This window comes from Proteiniphilum sp. UBA5463 (assembly GCF_002427225.1).
In the GTDB taxonomy this organism is placed as follows: domain Bacteria; phylum Bacteroidota; class Bacteroidia; order Bacteroidales; family Dysgonomonadaceae; genus Proteiniphilum; species Proteiniphilum propionicum.
Genome location: NZ_DIQL01000005.1, coordinates 48,116 through 64,704, shown reverse-complemented (window position 1 = coordinate 64,704; position 16,589 = coordinate 48,116). Strand labels below are relative to the sequence as shown.

At 43.1% G+C, this 16,589-nt stretch carries 12 protein-coding genes; 4 read left to right on the top strand and 8 right to left on the bottom strand.

The features are described 5' to 3' along the window. Positions 1-16 precede the first annotated feature (16 nt). Complete coding sequence (locus B3B27_RS01455; protein ID WP_286846692.1) at positions 17-1,456, bottom strand: mannitol dehydrogenase family protein; 1,440 nt, start codon at positions 1,454-1,456, stop codon at positions 17-19. Positions 1,457-1,696: 240 nt separating this feature from the next. On the opposite strand from B3B27_RS01455, the gene B3B27_RS01450 reads away from it, so the two are divergent. Further along, positions 1,697-2,740: a LacI family DNA-binding transcriptional regulator gene (locus tag B3B27_RS01450; RefSeq protein ID WP_286846690.1), complete on the top strand. Its 1,044-nt coding sequence runs from the start codon at positions 1,697-1,699 to the stop codon at positions 2,738-2,740. 62 nt (positions 2,741-2,802) lie between these two features. On the opposite strand, the gene mnmE is transcribed toward B3B27_RS01450, so the two are convergent. Both mnmE and B3B27_RS01440 read right to left on the bottom strand, forming a co-directional pair. After that, positions 2,803-4,188 (bottom strand): tRNA uridine-5-carboxymethylaminomethyl(34) synthesis GTPase MnmE, encoded by a 1,386-nt coding sequence (mnmE, locus tag B3B27_RS01445; RefSeq protein ID WP_238841622.1) that lies wholly within the window; start codon positions 4,186-4,188, stop codon positions 2,803-2,805. 83 nt (positions 4,189-4,271) lie between these two features. After that, the gene (locus B3B27_RS01440) at positions 4,272-5,939 is read right to left on the bottom strand and encodes a nucleoside kinase (RefSeq protein WP_238841621.1); all 1,668 of its coding nucleotides are present in this window, start codon (positions 5,937-5,939) and stop codon (positions 4,272-4,274) included. Positions 5,940-6,024: 85 nt separating this feature from the next. Here B3B27_RS01440 and B3B27_RS01435 point away from each other — a divergent pair, with 85 nt between their 5' ends. The 3 genes from B3B27_RS01435 to B3B27_RS01425 all read left to right on the top strand — a co-directional run bounded on the left by B3B27_RS01435 (position 6,025) and on the right by B3B27_RS01425 (position 11,528). After that, complete coding sequence (locus B3B27_RS01435; protein ID WP_238841620.1) at positions 6,025-7,842, top strand: Na/Pi cotransporter family protein; 1,818 nt, start codon at positions 6,025-6,027, stop codon at positions 7,840-7,842. Positions 7,843-7,957: 115 nt separating this feature from the next. Further along, on the top strand, positions 7,958-8,296 hold the full coding sequence (locus tag B3B27_RS01430; RefSeq protein ID WP_238841619.1) for a translation initiation factor: 339 nt from the start codon (positions 7,958-7,960) through the stop codon (positions 8,294-8,296). Further along, positions 8,274-11,528 carry a UvrD-helicase domain-containing protein gene (locus B3B27_RS01425; RefSeq protein ID WP_286846084.1) on the top strand — a complete coding sequence of 1,085 codons (3,255 nt, stop codon included), beginning with the start codon at positions 8,274-8,276 and terminating at the stop codon, positions 11,526-11,528. The genes B3B27_RS01430 and B3B27_RS01425 overlap by 23 nt, the downstream gene beginning before the upstream one ends. 187 nt (positions 11,529-11,715) lie before the next feature. Here the strand turns inward: B3B27_RS01425 and nagB are convergent, their stop codons facing one another. From nagB to B3B27_RS01400, 5 genes are all read right to left on the bottom strand, one after another. Beyond that, positions 11,716-12,525: a glucosamine-6-phosphate deaminase gene (gene nagB / locus B3B27_RS01420; RefSeq protein ID WP_238841617.1), complete on the bottom strand. Its 810-nt coding sequence runs from the start codon at positions 12,523-12,525 to the stop codon at positions 11,716-11,718. A gap of 16 nt (positions 12,526-12,541) precedes the next feature. After that, positions 12,542-13,777 (bottom strand): FprA family A-type flavoprotein, encoded by a 1,236-nt coding sequence (locus B3B27_RS01415; RefSeq protein WP_238841616.1) that lies wholly within the window; start codon positions 13,775-13,777, stop codon positions 12,542-12,544. A 61-nt stretch (positions 13,778-13,838) separates the two neighbouring features. Next, on the bottom strand, positions 13,839-14,744 hold the full coding sequence (gene lgt, locus B3B27_RS01410; RefSeq protein WP_238841615.1) for a prolipoprotein diacylglyceryl transferase: 906 nt from the start codon (positions 14,742-14,744) through the stop codon (positions 13,839-13,841). Positions 14,745-14,846: 102 nt separating this feature from the next. Then, a complete protein-coding gene (locus tag B3B27_RS01405; RefSeq protein WP_238841614.1) occupies positions 14,847-15,746 on the bottom strand; it encodes a diaminopimelate dehydrogenase in 900 nt (299 codons plus the stop codon). 76 nt (positions 15,747-15,822) lie between these two features. Then, positions 15,823-16,503, bottom strand: a complete 681-nt coding sequence (locus B3B27_RS01400) for a rhomboid family intramembrane serine protease (RefSeq protein ID WP_238841613.1) — start codon at positions 16,501-16,503, stop codon at positions 15,823-15,825. Positions 16,504-16,589: the final 86 nt, after the last annotated feature.

Here is a 16,589-nt window from a genome sequence, read left to right as displayed (position 1 = left end):
TGCAACAACCACATTCTTATATAATTGATTCCAAAAGAGTCAACACCCCTTTTTCTTTCAAATCGCGAACCATCTCCAAATAAACTTTCACAAAAGCATCCGCTTTCTTCAGGTCGGTACTATGAAACGGAGAAATGCCAAGAAAATCAATCGGGTCGTTACTCTCTATCAACTGCAAGTCCTCACCAGTGAGCCACGGATCGTTTATATCGAACGATACGCCCTTGTCATCGATTCTATATTTGAGGTAGTGGCGGTAACTGGCAATAGAAAAGGCAACACGCTTCATATCTGCCTTGTCGCGGATCATGCTGATCAGGTTGGGCATCACATACACGGGGTACTTCGATGCACCGTCAGCACAAAGACGGCTAATCTGGTCGCTTACCGAGCGGTTGCCGAAACGTTCAATTAGTGTCTGCTTATAAAGTTCGAGATCGGTATTTGCAGGTGCCGGCACATAGGGAGTGATGTCGATATCCATAAAGTCGCGCAACAGTTTCGCAAAGCGCTTATCATGCATCGCCTCGTCTACTTTTCTGTAACCGCTAAGGAATGATGGATATGACAGAAGTGTGTGCGAAGCATTCAGCAGGCTCAACTTCATGTTTTCAAAGGCAGTCACATCGTTGGTAAACTCTACGCCCACCTTCTCCCATGCGGGACGGCCGGCAATAAAATTATCCTCGATGACCCACTGGATAAAATCCTCGCAATAGACCGGGACATCGTCTTGTGTACCATTTTTCTTATTAAGTCTTTTCACATCATCGGGGGTGGTAGCAGGGGTGATCCGGTCTACCATACTGTTAGGGAAGGTGACATTTTCTTCCACCCAGGCCTCCAGCTTTTTGTCCTGTGCTTTCATGAATGAGGTGAAAACCCGTTTGGCTGTATCGCCGTTATGCTGCAGGTTGTCACAGGTAAGGAATGTCACCGGCCCTGCACCGTTCTTCATACGCCTGCGCAATCCTTCGGCCACATACCCAAAAACGGTTTTTGGGGTTGCGGGATTAGCCAGGTCAAACTGAACATCCTTATTATCAAGGATAAACTCACCAGTTGACCGGTCTACATTATATCCTCCCTCTGTGATTGTGCAGGTAATAATCTTCACGTTCGGGTCGGCCAGCTTCTTCAGCCCCATTTCGGGATCTTCCACAGCCCAGATCAGCTCTATCAATGATCCAATCTGATAGGATTCATCCACTCCCTTTCTTCCGCATACGGTGAGTGTGTAGAGGTTGTCCTGTTTTTCGAGCCCCTTAACAATCCTCTCATCTCCAGGGAGAAGGTTCAAGCCGCAGATACCCCACTCTTTCTGTGATGAGTCTTCCAACAGCTTATTTGTATAATACTCCAGGTGTGCACGGTGAAAATTTCCCACTCCAATATGAACAATCCCTGTTTTTATCTGGTCTCTTTCGTAACCAAACGATACTAAATTTTTTTTCACGTTTTTCGTTAATTTTTCTTGTTAATTTACAAATTAGTTTTAACAAATGTAAGCCTCTCCTTATTATCTCAGAAAGAAAGTATGTTAATTAATTTTGCAAACGTTCCCGCAAACGTTCCCATTGTTTGCAAACGTTTGCATTACAATTAAAATAATATCTAATTTTTATTTTGTTTCCTTTATTATATTTATTTTTTAATTATCTTTGTTCGTTACAAGGGGGTATTTTGTATTAAAATAATGAAGCCAAAACGCACAACAATAAAAGATATCGCAAAACATCTCGGCTTATCAGTTTCTACTGTTTCACGCGCTTTAAATGATAGTAAAAATATCAAAAAGGAGACTAAAGATCTTATAAGAGAGACGGCACATGCATTGAATTACAGGAGTAACCCCATTGGGCTCAGCCTAAAACATGGTGTTACGAACACAATCGGAGTACTGGTACCTGAAATGGTCACCCCATTTGCATCGGAGGTTATAACCGGTATTCAGGAAACCCTGAACAAGACCGGCTATAAAGTGATTATCGCACAATCGGATGAAGATCCGGTAAGGGAACGGGAGAATCTCCAGCTGATGGAAAATTTCATGGTCGACGGGATCATTATTTGTCCCTGCGATTACAAAACAAACAAAAAAGAATATCTTCGTTTGCAGGACAACGGCATTCCTATTGTGTTTTATGACAGGATACCTTTTGGTATGAATGTGCCGAATGTTATTGTAGATGACTATCGGGAAACATTTTTCATGATAGAGCATCTTATACGCTTGGGCCGAAGAAAAATCGTATATATACAAGGTCCTAATTATATTTACAACTCTGTTGAAAGAATACGTGGATACAAAGATGCCTTAAATAAGTTTAGCATATCCTATGATGAATCACTGGTCGTATATACGGGAATGACTTTTGATGATGGAGGCGTGGCTGCCGAAAAACTGCTAAATAGAGGTGTTAAGTTCGATGCAATTTTTACTTTCACTGAAACACTCGCACTTGGCGCTATGAACTATCTGAAATACAACCAAATTAAAATTCCTAAAGAAGTAGCGATGGCCAGTTTTTCAGGCACAATTCTCTCAACGGTTGTATATCCACAACTTACGAGTATTGAGCAACCCAAAAAAATGATGGGGGAAACAGCTGCAAATCTAATTTTGGAAAAAATAGCGAACCCTTCTGTTGCAAACAAAAAAATAATATTAAGCTCGGAAATTAAATTGCGGGCATCTACTGAAATTAGTCTGTTAAAGAAGGATATAGAAACTCAATAAATAACATACTATCTTTTGGGAAAAGAGAACTCTGTAAAACGCTTTTTGAGTGTGAAACAGCATTATTTTCCTATACAAAACTTGGAGAAGATGTTGCCCAGAATTTCATCGGTGGAGATCTGCCCGGTAATTTCGCCAAGGAAAAACATGCACTCACGGATATCCTGTGAAATAAAGTCGTGGGTAATACCGGTTTCAAGCCCATGCTTTACACGGCGAATAGCCTCCAGTGCTTTGCTCAAGGCCTCATAATGACGGAGATTGGTGACAATCACATCATCTTCGCCAATAGAAGGTATAGCAAAAGCTTTTACCAGCAGTTCCTGAAGACGATCGGTATTGTAGTTAGCTTTCGCTGAAATAAAGAGCCTTTCGCCCTCTACTTCAGGAAGGATAGTCCCGAATTCGTCAAGTTGATCATCCGGAATTAAATCGGCTTTGTTAAACAGCAGGATCACATGCTTGTCTTTCAGCTTCGGTATAATGGATGTTGCCAGCGCTGCGATCTTTTCATGTGGTGTTGTAAGGTCTATCATCCACAAAACTATGGATGCCTGTTCTATCTTTCGGAACGTACGTTCAATACCCATCGTTTCAATAGCGTCGGAGGTTTGCCGGATACCAGCGGTGTCAATAAATCTGAACAGGACTCCTCCTATGTTCATGGTATCCTCAATTACATCGCGTGTGGTACCATGGATATCGCTAACGATTGCTTTCTCTTCGTTAAGCAGCAAATTGAGCAGGGTAGATTTGCCTGCATTGGTCTCCCCGATGATTGCAACGGGGATACCGCTCTTGATAGCGTTACCAAGCTGGAAAGAGCCGGCCAGCCGATTGATTTCCCTTTCAATCTCTTTGGTGAGCTCATAAAGCTTATCACGGTTGGCAAACTCAACATCCTCCTCTGAAAAATCGAGTTCCAGCTCAATCAGTGAAACAAACTGCAGCAATTTATCTCGCAGATCGGCAAGCTTTTGAGCGAAACCACCACGCATCTGGTTCATGGCCACCCTGTGCGATGCCCTTGATGTGGATGAAATCAGGTCAGCCACTGCCTCAGCCTGGCTCAGATCAAACTTCCCGTTGCGAAAAGCACGGCGTGTAAACTCACCTGCAAGTGCCATTCGCGCCCCTTTGCTAAAAAGCAACTCCACTATCTTCTGTTGAATATATATCGAGCCATGACATGATATCTCCACACTATCCTCCCCTGTGAAGGAGTGCGGAGCATGAAAAACCGTTACAAGCACTTCATCAAGCACTTCACCGTCAGACTGTATCCGCCCGAAATGTACTGTATTGGCAGGTGCCTCTGCAAGCCTGTTTCCTGAGGGAGAGATAAAAACGGTATCGGCAAGGGCAATGCTCCCCTTTCCGGAAAGACGGACTATGGCAATGGCTCCCATGCCGGGAGGAGTGGATATAGCGCAAATGATATCATTCATATAATAACGAGTGTGAAGAATGCTGCGGGATGCTATGCTTTGAACTTACGGATAAACAAACCACAACACGAAAACAACTAACATCAATACCGGAAGCTGCTTCCCCCTAAAAACTCCCTTAGAAGCGAGGTAGGCGGTAGTTCACGATCGGTGATATAATTGAAATAGTTCAAAAATTTGAGCAGCCGGTAAGCTTCTGAATACTCTGGTACTGTACGTGGTACACGCATGAGAATTGGTTCAACATGGCGGCGGATGGCGGCCAGTTCATAGATCATTGCGGAATTGAACATCACATCTGCATTCTCCTGAAAAGGGAAAATCCATTTTTCTTCACCACGGCGTACGCTGTCCCACCGAGATATTGTTTGTTCCGCTGAATAACCGCGATAGCGGTAATCACGCACAATACGGCGTATGAGCCGGTTGTCGGAAGCAGGTATCCAGTTGTGCTCGTCGAGTGAGATAGTTGTCAGAGCCGACACATACACCATGAATTTCTTTTCGGCTGGTATGTGTGCCGTAAGTTCCGGATTAAGTCCATGAATGCCCTCGACGATAAGAAGGCTGTTTTCATCCATCTTTAGATAGTTCTTTCTGAACTCCCTTTTACCGGTGACGAAATTATAAAAAGGCAGTTCAACCTCCTCACCCCGCATAAGTGCGAGCATATGCTCTTCGAAGAGTTCCAGATCGAGTGCATAAAGCGACTCGTAGTCTTTCTCTCCATTCTCATCGAGGGGAGTTTTGTCCCTGTCAACAAAATAATCATCGAGCGAGATGCCAACGGGCCTAAGAAGATTCACAAGAAGTTGTATCTCAAGCCTTTTACGGAAAGTGGTCTTTCCCGATGATGAGGGCCCAGATATCAGCACCACACGCACACCTTCCCTGAAACGGTTTGTTATCTCTTCTGCTATCCCGGCAATCTGTTTCGCCTGATATGCCTCGGCCACCTGAATAACTTCCGACATGCGATCGCCACGTTTTGCCATGTTCAGATCACCCACGTTATCAAGACGGCTTATCTTAAGAAACTTCAGATGCTCGCGATACACATTCAGCAACTTATCTTGTTGAATTTCGGGCTCAAGCTCTACAGGGTTTTCACGGTTTGGCACCCTCAAAAGATAACCTCCGTTATAGGGCTGAATATCGAACATGGTTATATAACCGGTCGATGGTGTAAGGCACCCGTAAAAATAGTCGATGTAATTATCAAGCATCGAATAACGAGCATACAACATATCTGCTGTTTCCAGCAATCTTGCCTTTCCCTCCATACCCAAATCACGGAAAAGCTGTACCACTTCAGGCGTCTCCTTCTCCACCTGAACAAAGGGGATATCGGCCTCCACTATCTCCCGCATCCTTTTACGTATAGCATCAAGCTCGGGTTTGCCTACCGGCACTCCAGCCTCTATCTGAAAATAATATCCTTTCGCAACAGCATGTTCAATATACATTTCGGCGTTGGGTAACAAATCATCAACCGCCTTTGCCAATATAAAACAGAGTGAACGCACATAGGTGCGCATAGCCGATGAATTACTTAAATCGACAAATTCTACTGTTTTAGGGCGAAAAACACGGTAGGAAAGAGATTCTGTTTTGTTGTTGACTTTTGCATTCGCAATTAAATAAGGCGATTCAACCTCAAAAACATCAATTAGTTCTTCCAACGATGAACCAATTTTCACATTCTTGTAATCATTAGTGTTTATACAGTGAACACGAACGGTTTCATTCATAATGTTGATTTCTAATTTTCACATTAATTCCCAAATAGATTTATTTTTTCTATATTTGCACGCTAATATACGCTATTTTCTGAACATGGACTACAGTTTATTCGATTTTTTAAGGCTTGTAGGGGCATTGGCCCTGTTTCTGTATGGGATGAAGATCATGAGCGAAGGTCTGCAAAAGCTTGCAGGCAATAAGCTCAGAAATGTTTTGTCCGCGATGACGAAAAACCGTCTGATGGGGGTCCTTACCGGGATGCTTATCACAGCGCTCATCCAATCCTCATCTGCTACAACTGTTATGGTTGTGAGTTTTGTTAATGCAGGCTTGCTGAGCCTGATTCAATCCATTGGCGTGATAATGGGAGCCAACATAGGGACCACAGTCACAGCATGGATGATATCATTTTTCGGTTTCGGGAAGTTCTCAATAAGTGCTTTATCTATTCCGTTAATGGGTATTGCACTTCCTCTCATTTTTTCTTCAAAGAGCAAGAACAAATCTCTGGGCGAATTCATTTTTGGATTTGCCTTTCTTTTTATGGGACTGGATTTTTTGAAAGATTCCATGCCCGACCTCCAAAACGATCCTGAAGTTTTGTCGTTTGTGCAAAATTTCACAGACATGGGGATCGTCTCTACTCTATTTTTCCTGCTGGTTGGAAGTATACTAACCATCGTTGTTCAATCTTCCAGTGCTACAGTAGCACTTACCCTGATTATGGCGGTAAAAGGATGGATAGATTTCCCAAGTGCTGCAGCAATGATTATGGGGGAAAATATTGGGACCACTATTACTGCCAACCTTGCAGCCATTCCGGCAAACATCTCCGCTAAAAGAGCTGCTTTTGCACATTTCATGTTCAATGTGCTGGGGGTTATCTGGATGCTTTTCATATTCAAGTTTTTTGTGAATATGGTAGATAGTATTGTTGCTAACTTTTCATCTGTCCACCCATCTGAATTGCCATCATTTATCGCCTCGCTAACACCGGAACAATACGCACAGGTAACTAACCTCCCTAAATCGGAACTTTCACCTGAACTTGCATCACTCCACGACAAATATCTCAGCTTCCAGGCTGCTACATCATATGGATTATCGCTGTTTCACACGATGTTCAATATTTGTAATGTTTCAATCATGATCTGGTTTGTAAAATTGTATGAAAAAATTTGTCTCACCCTTATAAAGCCGAAGAGCGGAGAGGAGGAAGATGAGGAGTTCATACTGAAATATATATCTACTGGCATGTCCTCTACAGCCGAACTTTCAATTATTCAGGCTGAAAAAGAGGTAGAGGTTTATGCTTACCGTGCAAGAAAGATGTTTGGTTTTGTGAAAAAAATGACCAATATGAGTCATAATGACAAAAAGTTCCTTAAACTTTACAACCGCACGGAGAAGTATGAAAATATTTGTGACCAGATGGAGGTTGAGATAGGCTTGTATCTGAACAAAGTTTCAGAAGGAAGGCTGAGTAATCAAAGCAGGGAGCATGTACGTTCAATACTCCGCGCTGTGACTGAGATAGAAAGTATAGCCGACTCCAGTTGTAATATTGCCAGGCACTTAAAACGAAAAATGGAAGCAGACGTTGTTTTTGAAGATATCATTATTGATAATATCAATTCAATGTACAACTTGCTTGACAAGGCTCACGAAAATATGCAGGCAATGCTGAAGAATAAAAAAATATCTGAATCAGATCTGTTAAACAGCAAGCAGATGGAGAAAATTATAAATGAAAAACGGAACAATCTTAAACGTGAGAATCTGGACAATGTAAACCAAAATATTTATTCCTATCAGAATGGTGTCTTCTATATGGATATAGTCTCGGAATGTGAGCGTATGGGCGATTATATAATAAACGTGATTGAGTCGATAGAGGTGAAACATAGTTAAAGATGATGTTTTTTTTTCTCATAAACCGGGAAAAATATATCTTCGTGTCTAAGACTTATAATGCGATATTTTGTATGCGCCATAGTCTGCTGTAACAGATAAATTCCTTAACAACATGAATGACTGGAAAAAGAGACTTGACATTGTCTATTCTACCAACCCCGATTACCACTACATGAAGGAGGGACAGGAGTATGAAGAGACACTGCCAAAGGAAAAACAGATGCTGCGTGTCAGCCTCGATAAGCGTAACCGCAAAGGAAAGGCTGTAACGCTTATAACCGGATTCACCGGAACTGAAGAGGACCTGCAGGAGCTTGGGAAGATGCTGAAGATAAAATGCGGGGTAGGCGGTTCAGCCAAGGAGGGAGAGATCATTATCCAGGGCGATCATCGCGAGAAGGTACTGGGAATTTTGCAAAAAGAGGGATATGCAGGGTCACGTATCATCTGACCGGCCCTCGGTACATGTAATCAAAGCATCAGCAGGATCGGGGAAAACGCACCGCCTGACAGGTGAATACCTCCGTCTGCTCTACTCCGGGACAAACAACTACAGGCATATTCTGGCGGTTACCTTTACTAATAAGGCGACTGATGAGATGAAATCACGAATCGTTGAAGAACTGCACCGGCTGGCATCGGGGAAAAAATCCACCTACCTGAAAGAGCTGATGAGTGATTTTTCGATGAGTGAAATTAGTGTTCGAAAACAGGCAAAGGTTATTTTAGAAACAATTCTCCACGACTACTCAGCTTTCTCAATCAGTACTATCGACCATTTTTTTCAGCAGACCATGCGTGCTTTCACGCGTGAGATTGGACTGGGTGGCGGATACAATATAGAGGTGAATGAAACGTCACTCCTTATGGAGGCTGTAGACCTGATGCTCTCGGAACTGGATAAACCGGAAAACAAAGCTCTTGCCGACTGGTTGTTGCGGTTTATGCAAAACCGCATTGAAGAGGGAAGAAGCTGGAAAATAGGCCAACAGGTGCTGGAGCTGGCAAGACAACTGTTTAATGAGACTTATAAATCGCTCTCCGACAGAGAGATGGAGACAATCTGTGACAAAGGTCAACTCGAAGTGTACAAACAAATGCTTGTCCGTATTGTAAAAAGCTACGAGAACGAGTTGAGATCGATTGGCATAAAAGCGCTCTCTGTCATGGAGCAATACGGCCTGGGATACGATGACTTCAAACATAAAAGAAATTCCGGCTTCATGCTGTTTGTGAAGCTGGCTAACGGAATTGTGGAGAAACCTTCAAAACGGCTAATAGCACTTGCAGACAACATCGACCTTTGGTTTAGCAACAGTGAAAAAGAGGCCGACATAAGATCGGCCTACGATTCCGGATTGAATGAGTGTGTGAAAGATATAATATATCTGTCTGAAAACGACCGTGAATACCAGACGGCAAAACACCTTCTGCGTAATTTCTATACCCTTGGTATACTTAATGATATCAAAACACGGCTGAATAAGCATCAACAGGAGACTAACACGCTGTTCCTTTCAGACACTACTGAATTGCTGAACAATATCATTGCCGGAACTGATTCGCCATTTATCTATGAAAAAACCGGTACGCGGATCAACCATTATATGATAGACGAGTTTCAGGACACATCTGTTATGCAGTGGCAGAATTTTAAGCCGCTTATTGGCGAGAGCCTTGCATCGGGTAATTTTAATCTTATAGTGGGCGATGTGAAACAGAGCATCTACAGGTTTCGCAATTCAGACTGGCGGCTGTTAGAGGAACAGGTAGACGATGATTTTCATCCGGAGAATATCCAGAAACATATATTGGATACCAACTGGCGCAGCGATGCTTGCCTGGTACAGTTCAACAACGCTTTTTTCTCTAAATCACCATTAATTCTTCAGAGTGATTTTAACATGTCGGTGGAAACGGAACAGGATAATAACCCGGGCCCATCAGGCGATTTGATGATTGCTCATGCATATGCCGATGCATTTCAACATATTCCTCCACAAAAACCGGAGGGCGAAGGACAGGCGAAGATCACCTTCCTGAAAGATGATAAGGAAACTGACTGGAAAGCTGAAGCACTGGAACGGTTGCCGCACGAGATTGAGTCGTTGCAGGATCAGGGCTTCGCACTTAAGGATATCGCCGTTGTGGTACGGCGGAATCATGAAGCTGTACAGGTAGCTGAAACATTGCTCACTTACAGGGAACAGCACCCTGAATCACCATACCGGTACGATATCATATCAAACGAAGCGCTGATAATAGGTAACGCACAAAGTATCAAAGCGGTCATCGCGCTGATGCGCTACTTAAGAAACACGAAAGATAAAGGCTGTCTTATGATGGCGGTGTATGAATATTTCCGGTTCAGCATGAACTGCACCCCAGGCGAAGCGATACGTAAATTTAGTGAAGAGGCTTCCGGAGATTTTCCCGATGAGCTGAAAATTCATATCAACAGGCTGGCTTCTCTTCCTTTGTATAACATGGTTGAACGTTTTTTCTCGCTTAATAACGGCTCGCTCAACATGAAAGAAAATGCTTACATACAGGCATTTTTAGATATTACCCTCAAATTCTGTACCAACAGCCCTGCAGACTTGAATAATTTTCTCGATTGGTGGGATGAAGAAGGTTACAAAAAAGCTCTTTTTTCACCCGAGGGACAGGATGCAATCCGCTTGATCACAATACATAAATCAAAGGGATTGGGATTTGGAGCAGTCATAATGCCGTTTGTAAACTGGGATGTGGATCACAATCAACATCACACCAATATCATATGGTGTAAACCCAATGTGGCACCGTTCAATAAGCTTGGAGTAGCACCTCTCCAATACAGTAAAGGGCTCTCGGGGACCATTTTCAGAGATGACTATCTGGAAGAAAGACGTATGTCATATATCGACAATCTGAACCTGCTCTACGTCGCATTTACCCGTGCAAAACATCGCCTGATAGTTTTTGCGCCCATCCCCAAAAAACCAGGAACCATATCCAATGTTGCCGATCTGCTTTGGCGAACCATAACTGATAAATCTATTCCACATAATTCTGAAAAAGGAGAGATATTACTTGATGATTACTTTACTGAAGATGAGAACGAATCGTCTTTCGTGTTAGGACAAGCTGACGTTATAATAAAAGAAGATGAAGAGAAAGCGGTTATGACATATACTACAGGCGAATGGCGGTCTGTGCCTTTCGACAACCGCCTAAAGATGCGCCTCAACTCTACAGGGTTCTTCTCCGGCGATGGTAGCCGCGATTACGGCAAGCTGATGCACGATGTTATAAGCAATGTAAAAACATTTTCCGATATTCCAATTGCAGTAGAAAAAAAGATCTCGGAAGGAGAGCTAAATGAACGTGACAGGGAAAGCGCTATACGCGAAATGACAGAATTCTTGTCACTTCCAGATATTGCAGATTGGTACAGCGGCAGTTACACCGTGCTCAATGAGGTACAGGTACTGCATCCTCGCATCGGATTCAGGCGCCCCGACAGGGTAATGCTGGGCAACGGCGAGGTGATTGTAGCCGACTATAAATTCGGCGAACTTGAAAGCCCGCAATACATCCGTCAGGTAAGGCAATACGTTAAAACCATAAAAGAAATGGGGTACAGTAATGTAAAGGGATATATCTTCTATGTTAAACTGGGCAAAATTGAACAGGTTTAGTACGCAGACAAGAAAAAAATAAAAAAATCCGGCAGGCCGCAATAAATATTTCTTTGCAGGAGTTGGCCTGACGGATCATACGCATCGGTATTATGCGCTTTGGATAATCTTAAAACAATTAACTTTTATACTTAATCAATTCGAAACTCTTCCGATATTTCACGACGACTGTTTATCAATCACTGTTTTATAACAGTGAATCGGGATTCAAGTTGTCGTGCTCTATATCAAGAAAATATTTATAGGTACCTACTTTCAGCTCAGCGCAGGCATCATAATCGCAAACAATAATTCCCTTCTGATGCAACTGCAGAGCACTTATTGTCCACATCTGGGTGATAGGGCCTTCCACAGCGTGATACAATGCCCTGGCTTTATGATGGCCATTGACCAGTATGAGCACCTCCCTGGCATCCAATACAGTTCCCACACCGACTGTCAAAGCCGTTTTAGGCACCTTGTTTACATCATTATCAAAAAAGCGGGAGTTGGCGATCACCGTATCGGTGGTAAGCGTTTTTATTCTTGTTCTAGAACTGAGCGAGGAGCCCGGCTCGTTAAAAGCTATGTGGCCGTCAGGCCCTATTCCTCCAAGAAAAAGATCAATTCCTCCAACATCGGCAATAGTCTTTTCGTATGCTGCACATTCGGCTTCCGGATCTTCTGCCATACCATTGAGGATATGGACATTTTCTTTTCTGATATCAATATGGCTGAAAAAATTGTTCCACATAAACGTATGGTAACTTTGCGGATGATCAGCCGCCAAGCCGATATATTCATCCATGTTGAACGTAATGACGTTCTCAAACGACACTACACCTGCCTCATAAAGTTTGATCAACGATTTGTAGGTTTCTAATGGTGATGAACCGGTGGGCAACCCCAGTTTAAAAGGATTCTTTTCAGTAGGCTTTGCCTTATTGATCTTTGCAGCAATGTAGTTTGCTGTCCATTGAGCCATTTGACCGGCATCGGGTTGAATAATAAGTCTCATATTTTCATATTAAATTTTAGTGACAAACAGTAGATATATTTGGTGTTACATCTGCTCCGGACATCAGTTTCAGGGCCATGGCACGTCCCAGGCCACGGGCTTTTTCCTCCACCTCTGCCAGCATCGCCTGCTTCATAACCACAGGATCAGCGACAATTTCAAATTCCATCTGTTCAGCAAATAAAGAAAACTGTTTAGCAGATGCATCAGCCCATGTGAAGCTGCCAAAGCAACCGAAGAAACGGTTTTTCAGAAACCTGTTCTGCAGTGCTGAGAGAAGGCTCTCCACGCCTGTATAGAGTTTATTGTTATAGGTGGGCGATCCGATAATAAGTCCCCTGTATTTAAACGCATCGCGTATAATATCGGACAGGTGGCTTTTCGACACATTGTGCATAACAATATTTCTTACGCCGTTCACAGCCGCCTCTTCCGCGATAATCTCGGCAAGCTCTGCGGTGTTTCCGTACATGCTGCCGTAAGCAATCACAAGCCCGTTATCGGCTTCATACCTGCTCAGTTTATCATAGATGCCAACAACCTTCGAGATGTTCTCTTTTTTGGTCCATACGGGACCGTGTGTGGAACAGATAATATCAAGACCTATTCCATTTAGTTTTTTCAGAGCAGTCTGTACAGGAGAACCAAATTTACCCACTATATTGGAATAGTAACGGATCATTTCATCCCAGTATCTTTCCGGACAAAGCTGTGCATCGATCACGCCACCATCGAGAGTACCAAATGTACCAAAGGCATCGGCGCTGAATAATGTTTTCCTTTCCGGCACATAGGTCATCATTGTCTCAGGCCAGTGTACCATGGGTGTAAGATGAAACTGCAGGGTGTTCTTTCCCAGGCTAAGCTTCTCCTGATCCTGCACAGTAACAACATTGGCGGTGATTCCATAATATCCTTTGAGCATCTCTACTGTTCGTTTGTTTCCCACGATCTTCATGCCGGGATATTTTGTTAAAAGCCATACAATAGATCCTGAATGGTCGGGCTCCATATGGTTTACAATAAGATAGTCGACAGGTTTATCTCCCAATACCGATACTATCTTACGAAAGAACTGATCGGAGTAGCAGATATCTACGGTATCGATCAGAGCAGTTTTATCATCGTTAATAATATAAGAGTTGTAAGACACGCCGTGAGGCAGTGGCCACAGGTTTTCAAAAAGATGCTTGGTACGGTCGTTTACACCTACATAAAAAATATCTTCCGTTATTTCGAGCGGTTTGTACATAAATGTTTGTTCTTAATTTGATTTTTTGGGTTGGATCTATTATTTATGTTTTCTACTTTTTTTATTTCTTTCTTGGTTTGTATTTCTGTTTGTGTTTATCCATATCCGACTGTCTGGGAGTAACCGCCGCTTGTGCCGGGCGCCTCACGGCTCTAAAAATAAGCCATATGCCCCATATGATAAAGGGGATACTCAACCATTGTCCAAGGATCAGGCCTGTACTTTCACGCATGGCATTTTCGGAATCGACCTGTACATTCTTGAGAAATTCCACAAAAAAGCGGAAAAGAAAAATGAACAGGATCCCAACACCCGTGATGAGCCCTTTCCTGTCTTTGGCACTTGTATTCCAATATAAATACATGGTAATGCCGAATACAACAAGATAAGCCAATGCTTCGTAAATCTGTGTGGGATGCGAAGGATCGGAATAAACGGGTTCAGCTCCCCGCATCCAATAATAGATGTTGGTAATGAAGCGAAAGCCCCAAGGTTGATCGGTAGGTCCGCCATAAATCTCGTGATTCATCAGGTTTCCAATGCGAATCATCGCAGCGGTAAACCCAGTGGGGACCATCACCCTGTCGAATGTCCACAACATACTGAGCTTTGTTACTTTCCGTGAGTAGAGCCACACGGCAATGATAATGCCTATTACTCCGCCGTGGCTTGCCAGGCCCCCTTCCCAAACCTTTAACATCTCAACGGGGTTGGCAAGATAGTATTTCGGTTCGTAGAAAAGACAGTGACCGAGTCGTGCTCCAACGATTATACCAACTATCATGTAAACAAACAGCGAGTCGAACCACTTTTCGGGAAGGTCTTCTCGCTTGAATATTCTTTGTACGATATAAACGGCTACAATAAGGCCGATTACCCACAAAAGGCCGTACCACCTTATTTCTCGTCCTAAAAAGGTGAAAAGTGTGGGATCTGCATTCCAGGTTACAGAGAGTAATGTGTCCATCAGAATTGAATTTGTGACAAAGATAATAAAAAAAGCAGATTCTCCGGTTTACCGGGAGAACAAAGACTGTTTTAGAAGCTATAAATCAGGGGAAGCTATTTTCTAAACCAGTTTACTGATCCATGCCTCTTTTTCTCCAGGTAAAAAATCAACCACAGGAATCTCTATCATAGTATATGCTCCCGGCTGTTTCCTCAGCGAGGCGCGCGCCGCCCCCACAAGTACCTGAGCTGTGAGGGCGGGATTGTTAATGCGCATGTCGAACTTAAAAAGCTGGTTTTGTGTATTTCCGGAAACACCTTTACGTTCCATCAATACGCCATGGCCCATATCCTTAAGTGCTTCCACATCCTGTACCTGAAAAACATGGGTCTCATCATGAGCAAAATAATCGTCTGTTTTTATTTTCTGAGCAACTGTTTTGAAATCGTACCCTTCCTGCAGTTCAATATATACCATTCTGCGATGTACACCTGTCCCCGCAGGTATCGTCATAGAGATTGCAGCTTTTACACCATCAATAGCCTTCACGGCTACGGTATGCCCCATGCTCATTCCCGGGCCAAAGTTAGTGTATGTGATACCTCTTGGCGCAAGAGCTTCAAGTAGTGTGCGCACAACGGAGTCGCTCCCCGGGTCCCATCCTGCCGAAACAACTGCAACAGCGTTGTTGCTCTTTGCCGTTTCCTGCAATGAATCACGAAGATGCAATATCTCACTATGTATATCAAAACTATCCACTGTATTAATTCCCAACGCAAGACATGTTTTGGCGAATTTCACCACACTCCGGGTAGGGGTACAGAGTATGGCAACATTAACATCAGTCAGCTCCGCAATAGAAGAGACAACGTTATAATCTCTCAGTTCCGAAGGTATATTAGTGGCATCGCGACGCACGATGCCTGCTATTTCAAAATCTGGAGCGCACTCAAGTGCTTCCACTACATATTTCCCTATGTTTCCATAACCGACGACTGCAGCTCTGATCTTATTTGGCATTTGAGGTAATTTTTTTGTGTAGATTCTGTTTAAAATAAATATTTGTGGTTACAAAAATATATAAAATGAATAGAATTCATTGCGTTTCGCCAGGATAATTTGACAAACCATCTTCGCCAGGCGGCTCTTCATCATCTTCTTCCCAAATTACCTCAGGCTTCTGCGGCCCCTCACCGCGAAGTACTATTGAAAGAATGAGGCCGCTAATGGCACCCGAAAGATGGCCTTCCCACGAGATGGAGGCATCCAAAATTTCCGTGATTGGGAAAATGCTCCATACCATGCCACCATAAATAAAAGCGACAATAAGAGAGACCGATACAAGAGGAATATATTTTCTGAATATACCGCTGAAAAAGAGAAAAAAAAGGAGTCCGAATATCAATCCGCTAGCCCCCGCATGATATGACTCCCGCCCGATTACCCATGTTATTGACCCGCTTAAGACCCATAGAACGGCGAATGCTGCGAATGCAATATTACTGTAAAAATAGAACAGAAACCATATCAATATAAGAAGAGGAAGGGTGTTTGAGAGCAGATGAGAAAAAGATGAATGCAGGAGAGGCATAAACAATATTCCTTTCAGTCCGCTAATCTCCCTGGGCAACATCGCAAATCTGTAAATGTTATCTCCCAAAGCTCCGGTATGTTCAATAAGAAAAGCCAGCCACAACATAGCAGTTACTACAACTGCAGGTATAAAAGCGATACGCATCCGCTTTCTTTCAAAAGAATACCGGTCGGGATTATTCATATTCATTTGCATTCGATACCCGCCAATGAGGTTGTTTATATTACTCTCTTGCCGCAAATATACAAACAAATCCTTTTAAAGCATAT

Excerpts from the sequence above, each read along its gene's own strand:
- B3B27_RS01405 (WP_238841614.1), bottom strand. The coding sequence starts at position 15,746 with ATGCCAAATAAGATCAGAGCTGCAGTCGTCGGTTATGGAAACATAGGG.
- lgt (WP_238841615.1), bottom strand. The coding sequence starts at position 14,744 with ATGGACACATTACTCTCTGTAACCTGGAATGCAGATCCCACACTTTTC.
- nagB (WP_238841617.1), bottom strand. The coding sequence starts at position 12,525 with ATGAGACTTATTATTCAACCCGATGCCGGTCAAATGGCTCAATGGACA.
- B3B27_RS01415 (WP_238841616.1), bottom strand. The coding sequence starts at position 13,777 with ATGTACAAACCGCTCGAAATAACGGAAGATATTTTTTATGTAGGTGTA.
- B3B27_RS01440 (WP_238841621.1), bottom strand. The coding sequence starts at position 5,939 with ATGAATGAAACCGTTCGTGTTCACTGTATAAACACTAATGATTACAAG.
- B3B27_RS01435 (WP_238841620.1), top strand. The coding sequence starts at position 6,025 with ATGGACTACAGTTTATTCGATTTTTTAAGGCTTGTAGGGGCATTGGCC.
- B3B27_RS01430 (WP_238841619.1), top strand. The coding sequence starts at position 7,958 with ATGAATGACTGGAAAAAGAGACTTGACATTGTCTATTCTACCAACCCC.
- mnmE (WP_238841622.1), bottom strand. The coding sequence starts at position 4,188 with ATGAATGATATCATTTGCGCTATATCCACTCCTCCCGGCATGGGAGCC.
- B3B27_RS01450 (WP_286846690.1), top strand. The coding sequence starts at position 1,697 with ATGAAGCCAAAACGCACAACAATAAAAGATATCGCAAAACATCTCGGC.
- B3B27_RS01400 (WP_238841613.1), bottom strand. The coding sequence starts at position 16,503 with ATGAATAATCCCGACCGGTATTCTTTTGAAAGAAAGCGGATGCGTATC.
- B3B27_RS01425 (WP_286846084.1), top strand. The coding sequence starts at position 8,274 with ATGCAGGGTCACGTATCATCTGACCGGCCCTCGGTACATGTAATCAAA.